Consider the following 14,872-nt stretch of genomic DNA (forward strand, 5'->3'; position numbering starts at 1 on the left):
GAAAAACTGCGGGTCACGTTCGCACTGGACTGCTGCGATCGTGAAGCACTGCACTGGGCGGCCAGTAACGGTGGATATGACAGCGAAACCGTACAGGACGTATACTGGGTGCGGTGGAACGACGCTTCGGCAGCAACCTGCCGGCCTCCCTCGTTGAATGGTTGACGGACAACGGCTCGGCCTACCGGTCTCATCAGACGCGTCAGTTCGCCAGAATGGTAGGACTGGAGCCTAAACATACGGCAGTACGCAGCCCGCAAAGCAACGGCATGGCAGAGAGCTTCGTGAAAACGATGAAGCGCGACTACATCAGCATCATGGCGAAACCTGACGGGTTAACAGCGGTAAAAAACCTTGCGGAAGCCTTTGAACATTATAACGAATGGCATCCGCATAGTGCACTGGGATATCTGCGGCGACGAACCAGTCATGGGTTAAGTGATAAAAAGTGTATGGAAATATAGGGGCCAATCTACTAAAGTCTTTTTCGTTAAGTAAAATTCGGTGGTTGGATATCCGGAAAGAGCATTTTGCTGTAGATACACCCACACTGTCATTAATTGATGAGCATCGCGATCCTTGGGTGAGTGAAGGGACGTTTGAGGTGCGGGTGCGTATTAAACACAGTATTGCTGGCTACTTCTCAAGACGAGACTTACTGCCTCAGCAAGAATTGGTTCGCGAAGAGAATGATGGCGTGACTTTGCTTTGCAATGCAGCACATCAGAGTCAAATTATTCCACTAATTCTATTCTGGTTACCGAATATAGAAATTCTGGAACCAGAATGGTTGAAAAAAACGGTCATCAACTTACTGCATAACTACATCACTGTCGATCGCGACTCCGTTCCTGTTCAGGAATGTGATGCGTAGCGGGTAACAACGACTTATTGCACAGGAGATTATTATCTATGGCATTACCATTCATTATTCTGGGCGTCGCGGCAGCGGCAACGGCGTTTGGCGGTAAAAAAGCTTATGATGGCTACCAGAAAAAATCGGAAGCTGATGATGTATTAGATCGCGCGCAGCGTAGCTTTGATAAGCATAAAGAGAGCTTTGATCTGGCAAATGAAACAACGTCGAAAAAACTGGCCGAACTGGGTGAAAAAGAGCTGGAAATCGGTAAAGATTTCAATGATTTTAAAACGATTGCCGACGATCTGCTGGCGCGTATGGCGAAAGATGGGCATAAAGATCTTCGGCTGAAGGTACCACAGCATAACATCAATAAAATTCAGAACTTGGCGATTTCCGCCACGGAATACCTGACGACGGTCGTCGGTGCCGGGGTTTCTGGTGCTGCCGCTGGTTTTGCCGTGTACAGCGGCGTGATGGCGTTTGCCGCAGCTTCTACCGGTACGCCGATCGCCGCCCTGTCTGGTGCGGCGGCGTATAACGCCACAATGGCGGCGATTGGTGGTGGTTCCCTGGCCGCAGGTGGTTGGGGGATGGCGGGCGGCGCGATGGTGCTTGGCGGTGCAGTGGTGGCTCCGCTGATTGCTATTGCGGGCTGGGCTTACGATAGCCATGCCGAAAAGGCGCTTAACAATGCTTATCAAAGCTCCCGTGAAGTGACCGCGGCGGTGGAAAAAATGAATGCGGCTGAAGCGCAGCTGACGAAGGTGCAGCAGTATGTAAATAGCATTTATGAATCAATCACCCGTATGCATAGCGTCTTTATTCAGCACTACTTTGAGCCGCTGAAAGCTATGCATGCCGTCATTGTTGAACGTCATGAGAAGAATATCACTACCGAGATTAGTGAGTCGGAAGAGATCATGGCGATTATCGACCATGGTTATGAATTAGCCGCCATAATGACCGACGTGATCACCACGCCGTTGTTCAAGCCGGTGACGCAGGAAAACGGTGAAGCCGTTATCGAAGATGGCGTGATCCAACTGCAGACCGACAGCAACGGTATGAACCTGCTGAACAAAGAGATTCTGGACGAAAAACTGGCGGCTTCTAATTCTGAGTTTGACGCATTTTCTTCTCGTATTTAATCGACTCGCCGGGCGAATCTGCCCGGTATTGCTATGGGCGAGCACAATGAACACAGCCAGGTTTGACTGGGGTGAAGAGTTACATCAGACGGTAGTCAAGAGTCTGACTACCTCTTTTGGGTTGGATTTTCTCTTGCTGGAGGATAAACACGGCGGCGATGTGAACACCATTCATAACGCTCGCGAGGGAGTGTATGCCTCCGATGCCGAGCGTCAACGGTACGAGCAACGCGAAGGGTATGATTCTCATCATTACCATAGCCACGAAAACTACATTGCCACCAACCGGGCGGGAAAAAAGGCGCACGAGGTCGGTACGTTGACCGATACCTACACTGGTGAGAAATTTGCGGCTAATGATAAAAAGAATCTCGACCATATTATTGCCGCCCATGAAATTCACAACGATCCAGGGCGTATCCTTGCCGAATGCGATGGTCCCGACCTGGCTAATGATTCATCAAATCTGACCTTCACGAATGAGTCGCTGAATAAGGCGAAGAAGGCGAAAACGATGGATGCCTTCGTGCAAACGCTACAAGAACAGCATGCTGTGACCACGCAGGAAATTGCCCGTTTGCGCAGCCAACCAACGCTTTCCGAGCAAGAGCAAAAACAACTGAATAAGCTGGAAAATAAAGCAGCCGCCGATTTTGAACGGATGAAAGAGGCTGACAAAAAGGCGCGGGGAAAATACAACAGTACGATCAATCAGGAATATTATACCAGCAGCAAGTTTGCGAAGAATGTCGCCACTGCCACAATGAACAATGCATTTCGCATGGGAACGCGGCAGATGTTGGGGCTGGTTCTGGCAGAGACCTGGTTTGAGTTCCGCGAGCGCATTCCCGTGATGTTCGAGAAGCATCGTCGTTCATTCGATGCCGGAGACTTCCTGCAAGATGCGGCGGAGGCATTACGCGCAGTCTGGCAGCGAGTGCAGGGTAAATTCAGCACTTTCCTGGCGTCCTTTAAAGACGGTGCCATCGGTGGCGTGCTCTCCAGCATTACGACGACGCTCTTCAATATCTTCTTTACGACTAAGAAGATGATGGTGCGCCTGATTCGTGAGATGTGGAACAATTTGGTACAGGCCTTTAAAGTTATGGTCTTTAACCCTGAGGGGTTAGCGCCGGGGCAGCTGGCTAAAGCAGTGAGCAAGCTGGTGGCTGCGGGTGTGGCCGTGGCTGCGGGTGTGGTGGTTAATGAAGCTTTAGCCAAGATGCTCGTCTTTCCTTTTGGTCCGGAACTGGCGGCTTTCTGCGGCGCGCTGGCGACTGGTCTTCTGACGCTGGTGATGAACTACTTCCTTGAACACAGCGCATTGATGAAAAAGGTCTGGACGTTTCTGGATACGTTTAAAGATAAGCATCAGAAAGCACTAGAGTATTATCAGCAGGTGAATGCTGAACTCGATCGTTATCTACTGGAGCTTTCGGCGTTAGAGTTTGCTATTGATACGTCTGCGTTATCGCGTTTCTCTCTGCATCTTAACGCGGTGAATAGTGAAATTGAGCGCGGTTTGTTGCTGCGTGCAGAGGTTGAGTGCCGTAATATTGCGCTACCGTTTGAAGCAGGGAATACCCGCTCTGTGCGTAGCTGGTTAAGTAAGCTATGACGCTAACGCCCGCGTTTCCCTGTAACCAGTGCGGCGCTTGTTGTCGCCACGTCAATCGCGCCAGTGAAACGCAATTTCTCGATCGTGGTGACGGCATTTGTCGTCACTATCAGATGGAGACAAAGCTGTGCGCGATTTATAAAACACGTCCGCTTATTTGCCAGGTAGAAAAACAGTATCAGCTTAACTACCAACAGCAATATAGCTGGCAGGAATTCATTACTCTTAATCGTGAAGCTTGTTTAATTCTAGAAAAACTTGAGCAGTAGGATGGACTGATCCTTTGACCGTAGTCACGACCAGGCCAGTTTGAAAGCCTTTGGACTGATGCTGCCGTTGTTTTGACCACTTGAATCCGAATCAAAGAGCTGAATCTAAAGTAAATCACTTCGGAGACAAAAAATACACCAAACAATAGCCATCTAGATTTATAGATGGCTAATGCATTGTTGTATTTACCTGTGTGATTCACAGACATCGTTTCACTATAATGCCTTACTATGAACAGGGGAATTCAGCAGCGGTTACAGTGGGTAAAACTCTATGAGACGTCTGGTGATGCGGGGTTTGTATGTCGTCGCTGCGGCATTTCTCGACCCACATTACGTAAATGGTGGCGCAGATATCTGGCACAGGGTATAGCTGGTCTGGAAAGCCACGGCCGTCGTCCTAAACACTCACCAGCAACTAAGACTGGCCCCGACGAAATCGCTCTGATCCTGGCGTTACGAACACTGCGGAATCTGGGTGCAAGACGTATTCAAAGCGAGTTAAACGATCTCTCTGGCCATAGCAATGAAGTGGTTTACTGAATTTGGCCACCTGAACAGAGGTGATATGCTCACCTCAGAACAACACAGGTGCTCCAGTGAAAAGAAGATATTTCAGTCCTGAATTCAAACTCGGCCCGGCACCGGAAAATTTACTCGCCCGGGATTTTAGTTCCTGCAGGCCAATGAGAAGTGGCTGACCGATATTACGGAGTTCCAGCTTCCGGCTGGAAAAGTCTATCTGTCGCCGGTTATCGACTGCTTTGATGGCCAGGTTGTAAGCTGGTCGATAGGAACACGCCCGGACGCGATGCTGGTGAATACGATGCTCGATGACGCACTCGATACGCTCAACGAACATGATAAACCAGTGATACACAGCGATCGTGGTGGCCATTACCGGTGGCCGGGCTGGCTCGAGCGTATCAACACCTCCGGACTTATAAGGTCCATGTCGCGCAAAGGATGCTCGTCGGATAATGCTGCGAGTGAAGGCTTCTTCGGGCGTATCAAAAACGAAATGTTCTATGGCAGAGACTGGGCGGGTATCACGCTGGAAAAATTTATCTGCTTCCTGGACAGGTACATACGCTGGTATAACGAGAAACGTATCAAGCTATCATTAGGTGCAATGAGTCCTGTGAAGTACCGGCAGCATCTTGGGGTCACAACATAACAGTCCAGGAAAACATCCGCAGCCCCTGAGACGACAATAACGCTTTGTGCTGACAATCTTTGTTATTGCAAGCTTAAAATGTCACCTGATTTTCCCAGTTTGAAATGTCACTTTTTAGTATTACAGTATAATTTTGTACGTCTTATTCGCGTGGATTAGCTATGCATTCCTTTTGTGAACTTATTGAAAGAAGTACCTCGTTTACACTCTATAGTCTTGAACAGGCAGAAACTGAAGTGATTGAACAACTTCAAACAAGTTCAGCAACCGTACACATTAAACAGCTGCAGATGCTGCAACTCCAGAGGTCAATTTTTGCCGTTGGTATGTTTTCCATTTTTGAAGCGCATTTACAAAATGGATTGAGTTGCCAAAATGGATTTAAAGAAGTTCGCACTATTCTTGATGCTGCAGGAAAGCATGAGCTTAAAGAAAAGTTTGATAATTACTACCTTGCTATTAATGCGTTAAAACACGGAGATGGTGCAAGTTACAGGCAACTTGTAACCAAGATGAATGTTCTTGAATTTGATGTTGAAACGCCCCACACTCCAGTTTACGAAGAAGGGGATGTTTCAGCGGTAAGATCCCTCATCAAAGCAGATGATGCTTTTATTCTTGGATGCGCTGAACTGATCCGAGAAATTTCTGAAACAATTAACAAGCAGTGTCCTGACTGTTTTGTGTAGTTTAATACAAAAGAGCAGGGGTCAGCGTTTTAGGCTGGCCCTGAATTCCTCTGGATTAGCCAAAACCGGGTTAATTGCCCTGAGTTGCTCCTGTACTCTGGCTTGTGCGCGTCGTTTAGGCATCTTTTTGCTCCGATCACGCTTACCATCGCGTTCGAGTTCATCCATTTTGCTTTGCGCCAGCTTCAGAACAGCCCCAAGACGTTTGTTATCAACGATTTGTCCCTGGTCGACACATTCCAGTTTGTCGAACACCTGATATTTGAGTGAACGGTAACCGTATTTGAATGCCAGCGTGCCGTCTGGATAGTCGTAAGCTGTTATTTTTTCGCCAGCGATGCGAGTATTTTCTTCAGTAGGTTCAACCAGATATATCATTTTGTCATAGCGGAATGTCAGCGTTTTAGACAGCTTACGCTGTTCCTGCCAGGCAAAAATATCATCCAGCTCTTCGTTGCTTTCAGCCACGGGTCGGTGCAGATCTTTGGGGTATTTCGCTGGTCTTGCGAAGCGACGATTGAAGTCAGCGATGAAGGTATCCAGCCAGGCATTGGCTGCTTCTATACTGCTGATTCCCTCGAGACGCATTTCCTTGATAAGCCGGTCCTGAAGTGTCTGATTTGCTCGCTCCACACGGCCTTTAGCCTGTGGACTGTTGGCACAAATCAACTCGATCCCAAGTTCAGAAAGTACACGTCCAAACTGGGTGACTCCGGTCGTAGTGGATCCACCATTATTTACCCTGAAAATGCCGTGCTTATCGCTGTAAAACGCAAGTGGTTTGCCATGTTGTTCAAGATACTCGCGGGTAGCCATCATGTAATCAAAGGCTGATTCAGTCTCGCCGAAGCGGAGGTGCATCAGGCGGCCAGTAGCATCATCAATGAAGACGAGCAGGCAGCATTTGGGTGCGCGTCCTTCAAACCAGTCATGCGGAGAACCATCAATCTGAACAAGTTCTCCAAGGCAGTCACGCCGATATCTGGGTTGATGAACACGGGGCCTGCGACGTGAGTATGGGACCCAGAGTCCATCTGCCGTCATCCATTTTCTGAGCGTTTCAACAGACACAGTGATGTTATGGCGTTCGCGCAGTTTTTCTGCGGCAAGCGTTGGTCCAAAGTCGCTGTAATGATCGTGAAGTAAAGAAAGTACACGCAGCTTCAGTGACTCAGGGAGTCTGTGATTACCAGGGCGTCCACGTCGAAGGTTTGACAGGCCAGCAGCACCTGATTCACGAAAGCGGTTCATCAGACGCTGCGTCTGACGTTCGGTCAGAGCAAGTTGGTGCGCAGCATCACGACGCGTGTGAATTGTGCTGAGACGACAATAACGCTTTGTGCTGACAGCATTGGTGCGCTTAATGCGTTTTATGTTAAATATCAGTCACTTAGAGTCAAATTATAGCTATTCTTCTGCAATGGCCTGCTCACTATCACTGCCAGCACGGCTTCAGTCGGGATAGATGGATTCTTTTCTGGCATTAATGCCATAAAGACAAACACGGTTTTTTTCAGGCAAATGGATACCCATCAGGCGAAGAATAAAGCCGCGCCACCCCCGGTTAACCTGACGGTTATAGTCATACAGGTCTGCATTTTCTTTTTTAAGCTTTGACCATTCATGCATGAGTGTTAGTGCATCGAGCTCGGTGATGTGCTTCACTTCATCGCCGATACGTACTGTGTTAATGCCTCTTCCCGTCATGATGATCTCCTCCGGCAATATCAGTTTCAGATTAACGCTGTTGTGATGATGATTTAACTACACACTAAAGGCAATCTAACGTTTAATCATACCTCTGATAATAAAGAACATCATGGTTAATGAAAACACAATCAGAAGCCAGCCAAAGGGTTTAGCATCAAAAACAGTAGTGATGCAATCATTAGTACAGGTAACCACCTTCGGGGTGACAATAGAAATTCCCCATCCAAGAATAACTACCATAGAGCCTGCTACTGCGGCTAAGAAAAAAGTGGTGAAGAATGCGCATCCGACTACCAGTAACAATCCAATCAGTTCAAATATCATATTCATGATTGCGCTCCAGGTGAGATAACTGCGAACAGACTGATGCTGGCTGTATTATTTAACATATTTCCAGACGCCTGCAGGTATTTTATCATAAAACTTCCCCATTGCCATTTCCGCCAGCCGGTGATCCACTGCGGCATTAAAGTGCTCAAGTTCGTCATCCGTCAGGGAATATTTATTTTTTTCTATTATCCTTTCCAGAGTTTCCTGTGATGTACAGCGGCGTAGTCGTAAAATCCATTCCTGTTTCGTCATTAGCTTTATATATCCTGAGGTGTCCCGATAATATCATTCTGGAAGATGCTTTTCTTTCAGTCGGTTATGAGTGAACCATTTTGCATATATAATGTAAACCACAAAAGTTAAGAGTGCGGACAGACTATATATCCAGAGAACAGGTACTACGTGATGAAAACGTATCATCTGACCGGATTCATCTGCCAGACTCATTAATGCATTGCTGTATGTTTCAGTCTGAATAAACTCGTAGTAAGGTACCATCACAACATGAAGAAAAAATAAATTAAGCAGATACGTCAGAGAAAACGCGTGTTCCTGCCCGTTATAGGGCGCATACTGCGCAAAAGCGAACATCCATCCTGTGAAAAGCAGAAAACACATCGCGAAATACACCACCACCCATACCGCTGTTTTCATCACTGCCCTCAGTTATATAATTTGTCTGTAACGAAAATGGCATTCAGGCGTTCAGGTCCGTGCCGTTCTGCTTAAGATAATCACTGATGCTCAGGCCGGACAAGCGAATGTTATCCGAAATCTCCCTGAACTGCTCCTCCCAGCCGTCCTGCAGCTCCCTGATTGCCGCGATCTGGAAAGCAACACTGAAAGGCGTTCTGCCCAGTTTCTCGGAAAGCCAGAACAGATGCCTGCCAATCTCTTCGTCCGGTACCGAATCGAGCGCATCACTCAGTAAGGTTTTTTCGTCTTCCTGCCAGGGATGACCGGCTCGCGGAAAACGCGGATCAGGCTGGCGGTCTTTTTTCTCCCTTTTTTCCCGTCTGGCAACGGTCGGCGCATCGCCTTTTTTCAAGCCGACGCGCGCTTTCATGGCGCCGATGGCGGCGACGGCCAGTACCAGCGTTTCACGCTCCTGGCGCGTGAGCAGGCTGTCCTCGCAAATCAGGGTGTTCAGGTTATCGATCAGCTTATTCAGCCCGGGTTCAGTGACTTTCATTTTATGCTCCTGTTCCTTGTGTGGTGGCGATCAGTCCCGGCTCTCATTCACCTGGACGGTGACCGGCAGGCCTGCATCAAAACAGGCCTGATACCAGCTGGCCACCTGCAGGGGATCGCCCTCTTTTATCCGGCGTATGCCGCCGGCATCCGTCAGCTGCAGGCAGGTGGTACCGTCCAGACGGATCACGTAGGCCGCTTCCCTGATGGTGTAATGGCCGTCATCCAGCTGCAGCTCCACCGCGTCACCGGCAGCCGTCTGGCGTAACGGCAGACGCCGGACGTCTGTCAGTCGTTTTCGTGCCGTTTCAGCCTCGCGTTCTGCCTGGAAGAGCGGTTCTGCAATGCCGCGACCGTCCTCCGTCAGCTCGACGGCCAGCTGCAGGTTCGGGGCGCGCAGAGTGCGCAGCCAGCCCGCGGCCTCCATGCGCCGGCAGGAGGCGCGCAGGTTCGGCCCGTACACCGGGGCGTCCCCGCCCTGCTCCAGCACCCGCTCGATATCCCGCGTCGCCACCGGCCCCGGACGTTTCGCATCGAGGGCGGCCAGCACAATCAGCACCCGCCGCTGCAGCGGCGATGGTCGGCGCACCTGAGTCATTGCTTGTCCGTCTCCGGCCAGATGAGTTGTCTGAGGCGCTGCTGATCGGCGTCAATGAGCGCTTTGGTTTGTTCGTAATTTTTCACTGGTGTACCGGTAATGGCCAGTTCATACCAGAATCCCAGAATGGCGCTGGCCTTACCCGATTCGCTGAGGTATTTAGCGCCCTGGCTGGCCAGCTCGCATTCCCGGATACGCGCCTCCGCTATCCGGGTCAGCTGCTCATAGCTGAGTGAAAAATTCACTTCTTTCTGATTCATTCTGTACGCTCCGTCTGAACAAGTCCGGTTAGGTTAAAAATCATATCATGTATGATTTCTTACTAATAATCCAAATATCATATCAGATATTATTATGTGTTTAATGCTAAATATCAAATTAAGTATGATTTTATGTGTGTGGTTTGATTATCATATCCTTTGCGCGTTTCCCGCCGTGCAGATCCGGAAATTGTCTAAGTCGGATCTCTGTAACACACATGTATTTTCCCCGGAAAGTAACGGACGTATACCAGCGTGACAGCGTCATCTGACACTTTCACACATTCGATTTTCCGAATGTATGGTTGTTTTTTTTGTCTCCGGGCGTATGCTTTACGCAACCGAACAGGAGGAATAATGACCCTTACAGCCCTTAAGCTTTTCAAAAACCTGTCCGATGAAACCCGTCTGGGTATTGTCCTGCTGCTCAGGGAGATGGGAGAACTGTGCGTCTGCGATTTCTGCACGGCGTTGGATGAGTCCCAGCCCAAGATTTCCCGTCATCTGGCAATGCTCCGGGAAAGCGGTCTATTGCTGGATCGCAAGCAGGGGAAATGGGTTCATTATCGCTTATCCCCGCATATTCCTTCCTGGGCTGCTCAGGTGATTGAGCAGGCCTGGTTAAGCCAACAGGACGACGTACAGGCCATCGCCCGTAAGCTGGCATCGGCAAACTGCTCTGGTAGCGGTAAGGCTGTTTGCATCTAAAAAAAATTTGCCTGAACATATGTGTTTTTTCGAATGTATGAGGTATTCAGAATGAAGACGTTAACGGTGTTTGACCCGGCAATGTGCTGCAGTACCGGTGTATGTGGTTCAGATGTCGATCAGGTTCTGGTTGATTTTTCTGCTGATGTGCAGTGGCTGAAAGAACGTGGTGTACAGGTTGAACGTTACAACCTGGCGCAGCAGCCCATGAGCTTTGTTCACAATGAGAAAGCGAAATCCTTCCTCGACGCATCCGGCGCAGAAGGGCTTCCGCTGCTGTTGCTGGACGGCGAAACGGTGATGGCTGGGCGATACCCAAAACGCGCTGAGCTGGCTCGCTGGTTCGGTATTCCGCTGGAGAAGGTAGGGTTAGCTCCCACCAGTTGCTGTGGTGGTAATACTTCCTGTTGCTGAATATGTCAGGAGAACATATGAAATTCTTACAGAATATCCCGCCTTACCTGTTTTTTACTGGCAAGGGAGGTGTAGGAAAAACTTCCATTTCCTGCGCGACGGCTATCCGCCTTGCCGAACAGGGTAAGCGGGTTTTGCTGGTCAGTACCGACCCGGCCTCCAATGTCGGTCAGGTATTCGATCAGGCTATCGGTAACACGATTCGCCCTGTGACAGCAGTTCCTGCACTTTCCGCACTGGAGATTGACCCGCAGGAAGCCGCCCGGCAATATCGTGCCAGAATCGTTGATCCTATCAAAGGTCTTTTGCCTGATGACGTTGTTAACAGTATCAGCGAGCAGCTTTCAGGAGCCTGTACGACTGAGATTGCTGCGTTCGATGAATTCACGGGCTTACTAACAGACGCTTCCCTGCTGACCCGCTTTGATCACATCATTTTTGATACAGCGCCGACGGGCCACACGATTCGTCTGCTCCAGCTTCCCGGTGCCTGGAGTAGCTTCATTGAAAGTAATCCAGATGGTGCTTCCTGTCTTGGCCCAATGGCCGGGCTGGAAAAGCAGCGTGAGCAGTATGCTCATGCGGTAGAGGCTTTGTCCGATCCTGAACGTACCCGCCTGGTTCTGGTTGCACGACTGCAAAATTCTACGCTGCAGGAAGTCGCCCGCACTCATGAGGAACTGGCTGAGATTGGCCTGAAAAATCAATATCTGGTGATTAATGGTGTGCTGCCTGAAGCCGAAGCTGAACATGACGCCCTGGCCGCGGCGATATGGCAACGTGAGCAGGAGGCACTGGCAAATCTTCCTGCCGGTTTATCTGAGCTACCGACAGATACCCTGTTACTCCAGCCAGTCAATATGGTTGGTGTTTCAGCATTGAAGGGACTGCTGGATACCCGTTCTGAGGCATTACCGCTCCCGGTAACGAATATCCTGTACACGCCTGAAAACTTATCTCTCTCTGGCCTGGTCGATGATATCGCTCGCAGTGAACACGGCCTGATTATGCTGATGGGCAAAGGTGGTGTAGGGAAAACCACGATGGCTGCTGCCATCGCCGTCAGGCTGGCAGACATGGGATTTGACGTGCATCTCACGACCTCTGATCCTGCTGCGCACCTGAGTACAACGCTGAACGGCAGCCTCAAAAACCTGCAGGTCAGCCGCATCAACCCTCACGATGAAACCGAACGCTATCGCCAGCATGTTCTTGAGACGAAGGGAAGAGATCTGGACGAAGCAGGGAAACGGTTACTGGAAGAGGATTTACGCTCTCCTTGTACAGAAGAAATTGCCGTGTTTCAGGCCTTCTCCCGTGTAATTCGTGAAGCGGGTAAGCGCTTTGTTGTCATGGATACCGCCCCTACCGGACACACGCTGCTGTTGCTGGATGCGACCGGGGCTTACCACCGAGAGATTGCCAAAAAAATGGGGAGTAAAGGTCATTTTACTACCCCCATGATGCAGCTTCAGGACCCGGATAGAACCAAAGTTCTGCTGGTTACGCTTCCTGAAACCACACCGGTCCTGGAAGCGGCAAACCTGCAGGCTGACCTTGAAAGAGCGGGGATTCATCCGTGGGGCTGGATTATCAATAACAGCCTTTCCATTGCGGATACGCGTTCTCCGTTGCTTTGTCAGCGTGCTCATCAGGAATTGCCTCAGATTGAGGCTGTTAAGGATCAGCATGCTGACCGTATAGCGCTTGTTCCGGTGCTGGCGTCAGAGCCCGCCGGTATTGAAAAGCTCAGAGAGTTGATGAGCTAATTTTTTGACATATACAGGGCGACAAAGTCGCCCTGTCAGGAGGTTTTATGTTACTGGCAGGCGCTATTTTTGTCCTGACCATTGTTTTGGTTATCTGGCAACCAAAGGGATTAGGGATCGGCTGGAGTGCAATGCTGGGCGCGGGACTGGCTCTGATATCTGGCGTTGTGCATGTGGGCGATATTCCGGTGGTGTGGAATATCGTCTGGAACGCGACGGCGACCTTTATTGCCGTAATTATTATCAGCCTGCTGCTTGATGAGTCCGGCTTTTTCGAATGGGCGGCATTGCATGTTTCGCGCTGGGGTAACGGTCGTGGCCGTTTGCTCTTTACGTATATCGTTCTGCTTGGTGCAGCGGTGGCGGCACTGTTTGCCAACGATGGTGCGGCACTTATTCTGACGCCGATAGTCATCGCCATGCTGCTGGCATTAGGGTTCAGCAAAGGCACGACACTGGCATTCGTCATGGCTGCCGGGTTTATTGCCGATACATCCAGCCTGCCGCTTATCGTGTCCAACCTGGTTAACATCGTTTCTGCAGACTTCTTTGGACTGGGCTTCACCGAGTATGCGTCGGTAATGGTGCCGGTGGATATTGCAGCCATTGTTGCCACGCTGGTTATGCTGCATCTGTTCTTCCGCAAGGATATCCCACCGACTTACGCCCTGTCTCTTCTGAAAGCACCGGCAAAAGCGATTAAAGATCTGGCAACCTTCAGAACCGGCTGGATAGTTTTAATACTTCTGCTGGTTGGGTTCTTTGTCCTTGAGCCGCTCGGTATTCCCGTTAGCGCGATTGCGGCTGTTGGCGCTGTGATCCTGTTTGCAGTAGCTAAACGAGGCCATTCCATTAACACTGGCAAAGTGCTGCGCGGCGCGCCATGGCAGATCGTCATCTTCTCATTGGGGATGTACCTGGTGGTCTACGGTCTGCGCAACGCCGGGCTAACCGAATACCTTTCAGGTGTGCTGAATGTACTGGCGGATAAAGGACTCTGGGCTGCGACGCTGGGTACTGGCTTCTTGACGGCCTTCCTGTCTTCCATCATGAACAACATGCCTACCGTGCTGGTTGGCGCTCTTTCTATCGATGGAAGCACCGCAACAGGCGTTATCAAAGAAGCGATGATCTACGCCAACGTGATTGGCTGCGATCTGGGACCTAAAATTACACCTATTGGTAGCCTGGCAACGCTGCTCTGGCTGCATGTCCTTTCACAGAAGAATATGACCATCACCTGGGGATACTATTTCCGCACCGGGATCGTTATGACTCTGCCTGTGCTGTTTGTAACGCTGGCAGCGCTGGCGCTACGTCTCTCTTTCACTTTGTAATGAGATACTGATATGAGCAACATCACCATTTATCACAACCCGGCCTGCGGCACGTCGCGTAATACGCTGGAGATGATCCGCAACAGTGGTAATGAACCGACCGTTATTCATTACCTTGAAAATCCACCGTCACGCGATGAGCTGGTCAAACTCATTGCAGATATGGGCATTTCAGTCCGGGCTTTGCTGCGCAAAAACGTCGAGCCTTATGAAGAACTGGGGCTTGCGGAAGATAAGTTTACTGACGATCAGTTAATCGATTTTATGCTTCAGCATCCGATCCTGATTAACCGTCCGATTGTGGTGACACCGTTGGGAACGCGTCTGTGCCGCCCTTCCGAAGTGGTACTGGATATTCTTCCGGATGCGCAAAAAGGCGCATTTGCTAAGGAAGACGGCGAGAAAGTAGTAGATGAGGCAGGGAAACGGCTGAAATAACCGAAAGGGGGCGATGCCCCCTTTCTCCTGCCTCAGCGTCCGGGTACCGGACTGTCCGGCAGCGTACAGCTCCCTTTTCCCAGCTGACACTGCAGCAACACCGTGTCCAGCCAGCGGCCATGCTTGAAACCGATGTCCTTCAGCGTGCCGATTTCAGTAAATCCGGAGCGAAGATGCAGCGCTACAGACGCGACGTTCGCACAGTCCCCCACAACCGCTATCATCTGGCGGTATCCCTGAGACCGGGCCCATGTTAAGGCATGATCGAGTAAGGCTTTTCGTAAGCGTGCAGCGAGAACCGTATTGACGGGGATGTGTTATTCAGTTGGCAGTGCTACGCGCCAGGGGAGTAGC

Annotated in this window: 18 protein-coding genes and 4 pseudogenes; 13 read left to right on the forward strand and 9 right to left on the reverse strand. The window is 50.2% G+C overall.

The window, feature by feature from the left end:
- The 8 genes and pseudogenes from ENGE1_RS27605 to ENGE1_RS25245 form a co-directional block, all read left to right on the forward strand.
- Positions 1-464 (forward strand): annotated as a pseudogene (locus tag ENGE1_RS27605) (integrase core domain-containing protein); the annotation flags it as partial.
- Complete coding sequence (locus tag ENGE1_RS27610) at positions 449-874, forward strand: WYL domain-containing protein (RefSeq protein ID WP_225579890.1); 426 nt, start codon at positions 449-451, stop codon at positions 872-874. The pseudogene ENGE1_RS27605 and the gene ENGE1_RS27610, both read left to right, overlap by 16 nt.
- Positions 875-912: 38 nt before the next feature.
- Positions 913-2,010, forward strand: coding sequence for a hypothetical protein (locus tag ENGE1_RS25230; protein ID WP_064360857.1), 1,098 nt, complete (start codon positions 913-915; stop codon positions 2,008-2,010).
- 46 nt (positions 2,011-2,056) lie between these two features.
- Positions 2,057-3,628: a hypothetical protein gene (locus ENGE1_RS25235; protein ID WP_064360858.1), complete on the forward strand. Its 1,572-nt coding sequence runs from the start codon at positions 2,057-2,059 to the stop codon at positions 3,626-3,628.
- A complete protein-coding gene (locus tag ENGE1_RS27615) occupies positions 3,625-3,897 on the forward strand; it encodes a YkgJ family cysteine cluster protein (protein ID WP_071993384.1) in 273 nt (90 codons plus the stop codon). Before ENGE1_RS25235 ends, ENGE1_RS27615 begins: the two co-directional genes overlap by 4 nt.
- 231 nt (positions 3,898-4,128) lie before the next feature.
- Positions 4,129-4,410 (forward strand): annotated as a pseudogene (locus ENGE1_RS27620) (helix-turn-helix domain-containing protein); the annotation flags it as partial.
- A gap of 83 nt (positions 4,411-4,493) precedes the next feature.
- A pseudogene (locus tag ENGE1_RS27625) lies at positions 4,494-5,074 on the forward strand (IS3 family transposase); the annotation flags it as partial.
- A gap of 236 nt (positions 5,075-5,310) precedes the next feature.
- The gene (locus tag ENGE1_RS25245; RefSeq protein ID WP_238996422.1) at positions 5,311-5,763 is read left to right on the forward strand and encodes a hypothetical protein; all 453 of its coding nucleotides are present in this window, start codon (positions 5,311-5,313) and stop codon (positions 5,761-5,763) included.
- A 21-nt stretch (positions 5,764-5,784) separates the two neighbouring features.
- Here ENGE1_RS25245 and ENGE1_RS25250 read toward each other — a convergent pair whose 3' ends face one another.
- From ENGE1_RS25250 to ENGE1_RS25285, 8 genes are all read right to left on the reverse strand, one after another.
- Positions 5,785-7,128, reverse strand: coding sequence for an ISNCY family transposase (locus ENGE1_RS25250; RefSeq protein ID WP_064360860.1), 1,344 nt, complete (start codon positions 7,126-7,128; stop codon positions 5,785-5,787).
- Between the two features lie 87 nt (positions 7,129-7,215).
- Positions 7,216-7,470: a hypothetical protein gene (locus ENGE1_RS25255; RefSeq protein WP_009653916.1), complete on the reverse strand. Its 255-nt coding sequence runs from the start codon at positions 7,468-7,470 to the stop codon at positions 7,216-7,218.
- Positions 7,471-7,545: 75 nt separating this feature from the next.
- On the reverse strand, positions 7,546-7,803 hold the full coding sequence (locus ENGE1_RS25260) for a hypothetical protein (RefSeq protein WP_064360861.1): 258 nt from the start codon (positions 7,801-7,803) through the stop codon (positions 7,546-7,548).
- A gap of 48 nt (positions 7,804-7,851) precedes the next feature.
- The gene (locus ENGE1_RS25265; RefSeq protein WP_004098931.1) at positions 7,852-8,055 is read right to left on the reverse strand and encodes an HHA domain-containing protein; all 204 of its coding nucleotides are present in this window, start codon (positions 8,053-8,055) and stop codon (positions 7,852-7,854) included.
- 33 nt (positions 8,056-8,088) lie between these two features.
- Entirely contained in the window at positions 8,089-8,457 is a 369-nt protein-coding gene (locus ENGE1_RS25270; protein ID WP_015344965.1) for a hypothetical protein, read from the reverse strand.
- A 43-nt stretch (positions 8,458-8,500) separates the two neighbouring features.
- Entirely contained in the window at positions 8,501-8,995 is a 495-nt protein-coding gene (locus ENGE1_RS25275; protein WP_013023776.1) for a hypothetical protein, read from the reverse strand.
- Positions 8,996-9,025: 30 nt separating this feature from the next.
- Positions 9,026-9,592: a hypothetical protein gene (locus ENGE1_RS25280; protein WP_013023777.1), complete on the reverse strand. Its 567-nt coding sequence runs from the start codon at positions 9,590-9,592 to the stop codon at positions 9,026-9,028.
- On the reverse strand, positions 9,589-9,852 hold the full coding sequence (locus ENGE1_RS25285; protein WP_064175861.1) for a hypothetical protein: 264 nt from the start codon (positions 9,850-9,852) through the stop codon (positions 9,589-9,591). The genes ENGE1_RS25280 and ENGE1_RS25285 overlap by 4 nt, the downstream gene beginning before the upstream one ends.
- Positions 9,853-10,209: 357 nt before the next feature.
- On the opposite strand from ENGE1_RS25285, the gene arsR reads away from it, so the two are divergent.
- The 5 genes from arsR to arsC are packed head-to-tail and all read left to right on the forward strand — an operon-like array spanning position 10,210 to position 14,518.
- On the forward strand, positions 10,210-10,560 hold the full coding sequence (gene arsR, locus ENGE1_RS25290) for an As(III)-sensing metalloregulatory transcriptional repressor ArsR (protein WP_004206664.1): 351 nt from the start codon (positions 10,210-10,212) through the stop codon (positions 10,558-10,560).
- A gap of 51 nt (positions 10,561-10,611) precedes the next feature.
- Complete coding sequence (arsD, locus tag ENGE1_RS27630) at positions 10,612-10,974, forward strand: arsenite efflux transporter metallochaperone ArsD (RefSeq protein WP_004206665.1); 363 nt, start codon at positions 10,612-10,614, stop codon at positions 10,972-10,974.
- Positions 10,975-10,991: 17 nt separating this feature from the next.
- A complete protein-coding gene (gene arsA, locus ENGE1_RS25295; RefSeq protein ID WP_016151356.1) occupies positions 10,992-12,743 on the forward strand; it encodes an arsenite efflux transporter ATPase subunit ArsA in 1,752 nt (583 codons plus the stop codon).
- 47 nt (positions 12,744-12,790) lie between these two features.
- On the forward strand, positions 12,791-14,080 hold the full coding sequence (arsB, locus tag ENGE1_RS25300) for an arsenite efflux transporter membrane subunit ArsB (protein WP_023292114.1): 1,290 nt from the start codon (positions 12,791-12,793) through the stop codon (positions 14,078-14,080).
- A gap of 12 nt (positions 14,081-14,092) precedes the next feature.
- A complete protein-coding gene (gene arsC, locus ENGE1_RS25305; RefSeq protein ID WP_007779002.1) occupies positions 14,093-14,518 on the forward strand; it encodes a glutaredoxin-dependent arsenate reductase in 426 nt (141 codons plus the stop codon).
- Between the two features lie 32 nt (positions 14,519-14,550).
- Here the strand turns inward: arsC and ENGE1_RS25310 are convergent.
- Positions 14,551-14,796: pseudogene (locus ENGE1_RS25310) on the reverse strand (N-acetyltransferase family protein); the annotation flags it as partial.
- Positions 14,797-14,872: the final 76 nt, after the last annotated feature.

The sequence above is a fragment of the Pluralibacter gergoviae ATCC 33028 = NBRC 105706 genome, assembly GCF_001598855.1.
GTDB classification, from domain to species: Bacteria; Pseudomonadota; Gammaproteobacteria; order Enterobacterales; family Enterobacteriaceae; genus Pluralibacter; species Pluralibacter gergoviae.

What these genes read in the sequence shown, in the direction of transcription:
- ENGE1_RS25230 (WP_064360857.1), top strand. Translation starts at nt 913, where the DNA reads ATGGCATTACCATTCATTATTCTGGGCGTCGCGGCAGCGGCAACGGCG.
- ENGE1_RS25235 (WP_064360858.1), top strand. Translation starts at nt 2,057, where the DNA reads ATGAACACAGCCAGGTTTGACTGGGGTGAAGAGTTACATCAGACGGTA.
- ENGE1_RS27615 (WP_071993384.1), top strand. Translation starts at nt 3,625, where the DNA reads ATGACGCTAACGCCCGCGTTTCCCTGTAACCAGTGCGGCGCTTGTTGT.
- ENGE1_RS25255 (WP_009653916.1), bottom strand. Translation starts at nt 7,470, where the DNA reads ATGACGGGAAGAGGCATTAACACAGTACGTATCGGCGATGAAGTGAAG.
- ENGE1_RS25260 (WP_064360861.1), bottom strand. Translation starts at nt 7,803, where the DNA reads ATGAATATGATATTTGAACTGATTGGATTGTTACTGGTAGTCGGATGC.
- ENGE1_RS25265 (WP_004098931.1), bottom strand. Translation starts at nt 8,055, where the DNA reads ATGACGAAACAGGAATGGATTTTACGACTACGCCGCTGTACATCACAG.
- ENGE1_RS25270 (WP_015344965.1), bottom strand. Translation starts at nt 8,457, where the DNA reads ATGAAAACAGCGGTATGGGTGGTGGTGTATTTCGCGATGTGTTTTCTG.
- ENGE1_RS25275 (WP_013023776.1), bottom strand. Translation starts at nt 8,995, where the DNA reads ATGAAAGTCACTGAACCCGGGCTGAATAAGCTGATCGATAACCTGAAC.
- ENGE1_RS25280 (WP_013023777.1), bottom strand. Translation starts at nt 9,592, where the DNA reads ATGACTCAGGTGCGCCGACCATCGCCGCTGCAGCGGCGGGTGCTGATT.
- ENGE1_RS25285 (WP_064175861.1), bottom strand. Translation starts at nt 9,852, where the DNA reads ATGAATCAGAAAGAAGTGAATTTTTCACTCAGCTATGAGCAGCTGACC.
- arsR (WP_004206664.1), top strand. Translation starts at nt 10,210, where the DNA reads ATGACCCTTACAGCCCTTAAGCTTTTCAAAAACCTGTCCGATGAAACC.
- arsD (WP_004206665.1), top strand. Translation starts at nt 10,612, where the DNA reads ATGAAGACGTTAACGGTGTTTGACCCGGCAATGTGCTGCAGTACCGGT.
- arsA (WP_016151356.1), top strand. Translation starts at nt 10,992, where the DNA reads ATGAAATTCTTACAGAATATCCCGCCTTACCTGTTTTTTACTGGCAAG.
- arsB (WP_023292114.1), top strand. Translation starts at nt 12,791, where the DNA reads ATGTTACTGGCAGGCGCTATTTTTGTCCTGACCATTGTTTTGGTTATC.
- arsC (WP_007779002.1), top strand. Translation starts at nt 14,093, where the DNA reads ATGAGCAACATCACCATTTATCACAACCCGGCCTGCGGCACGTCGCGT.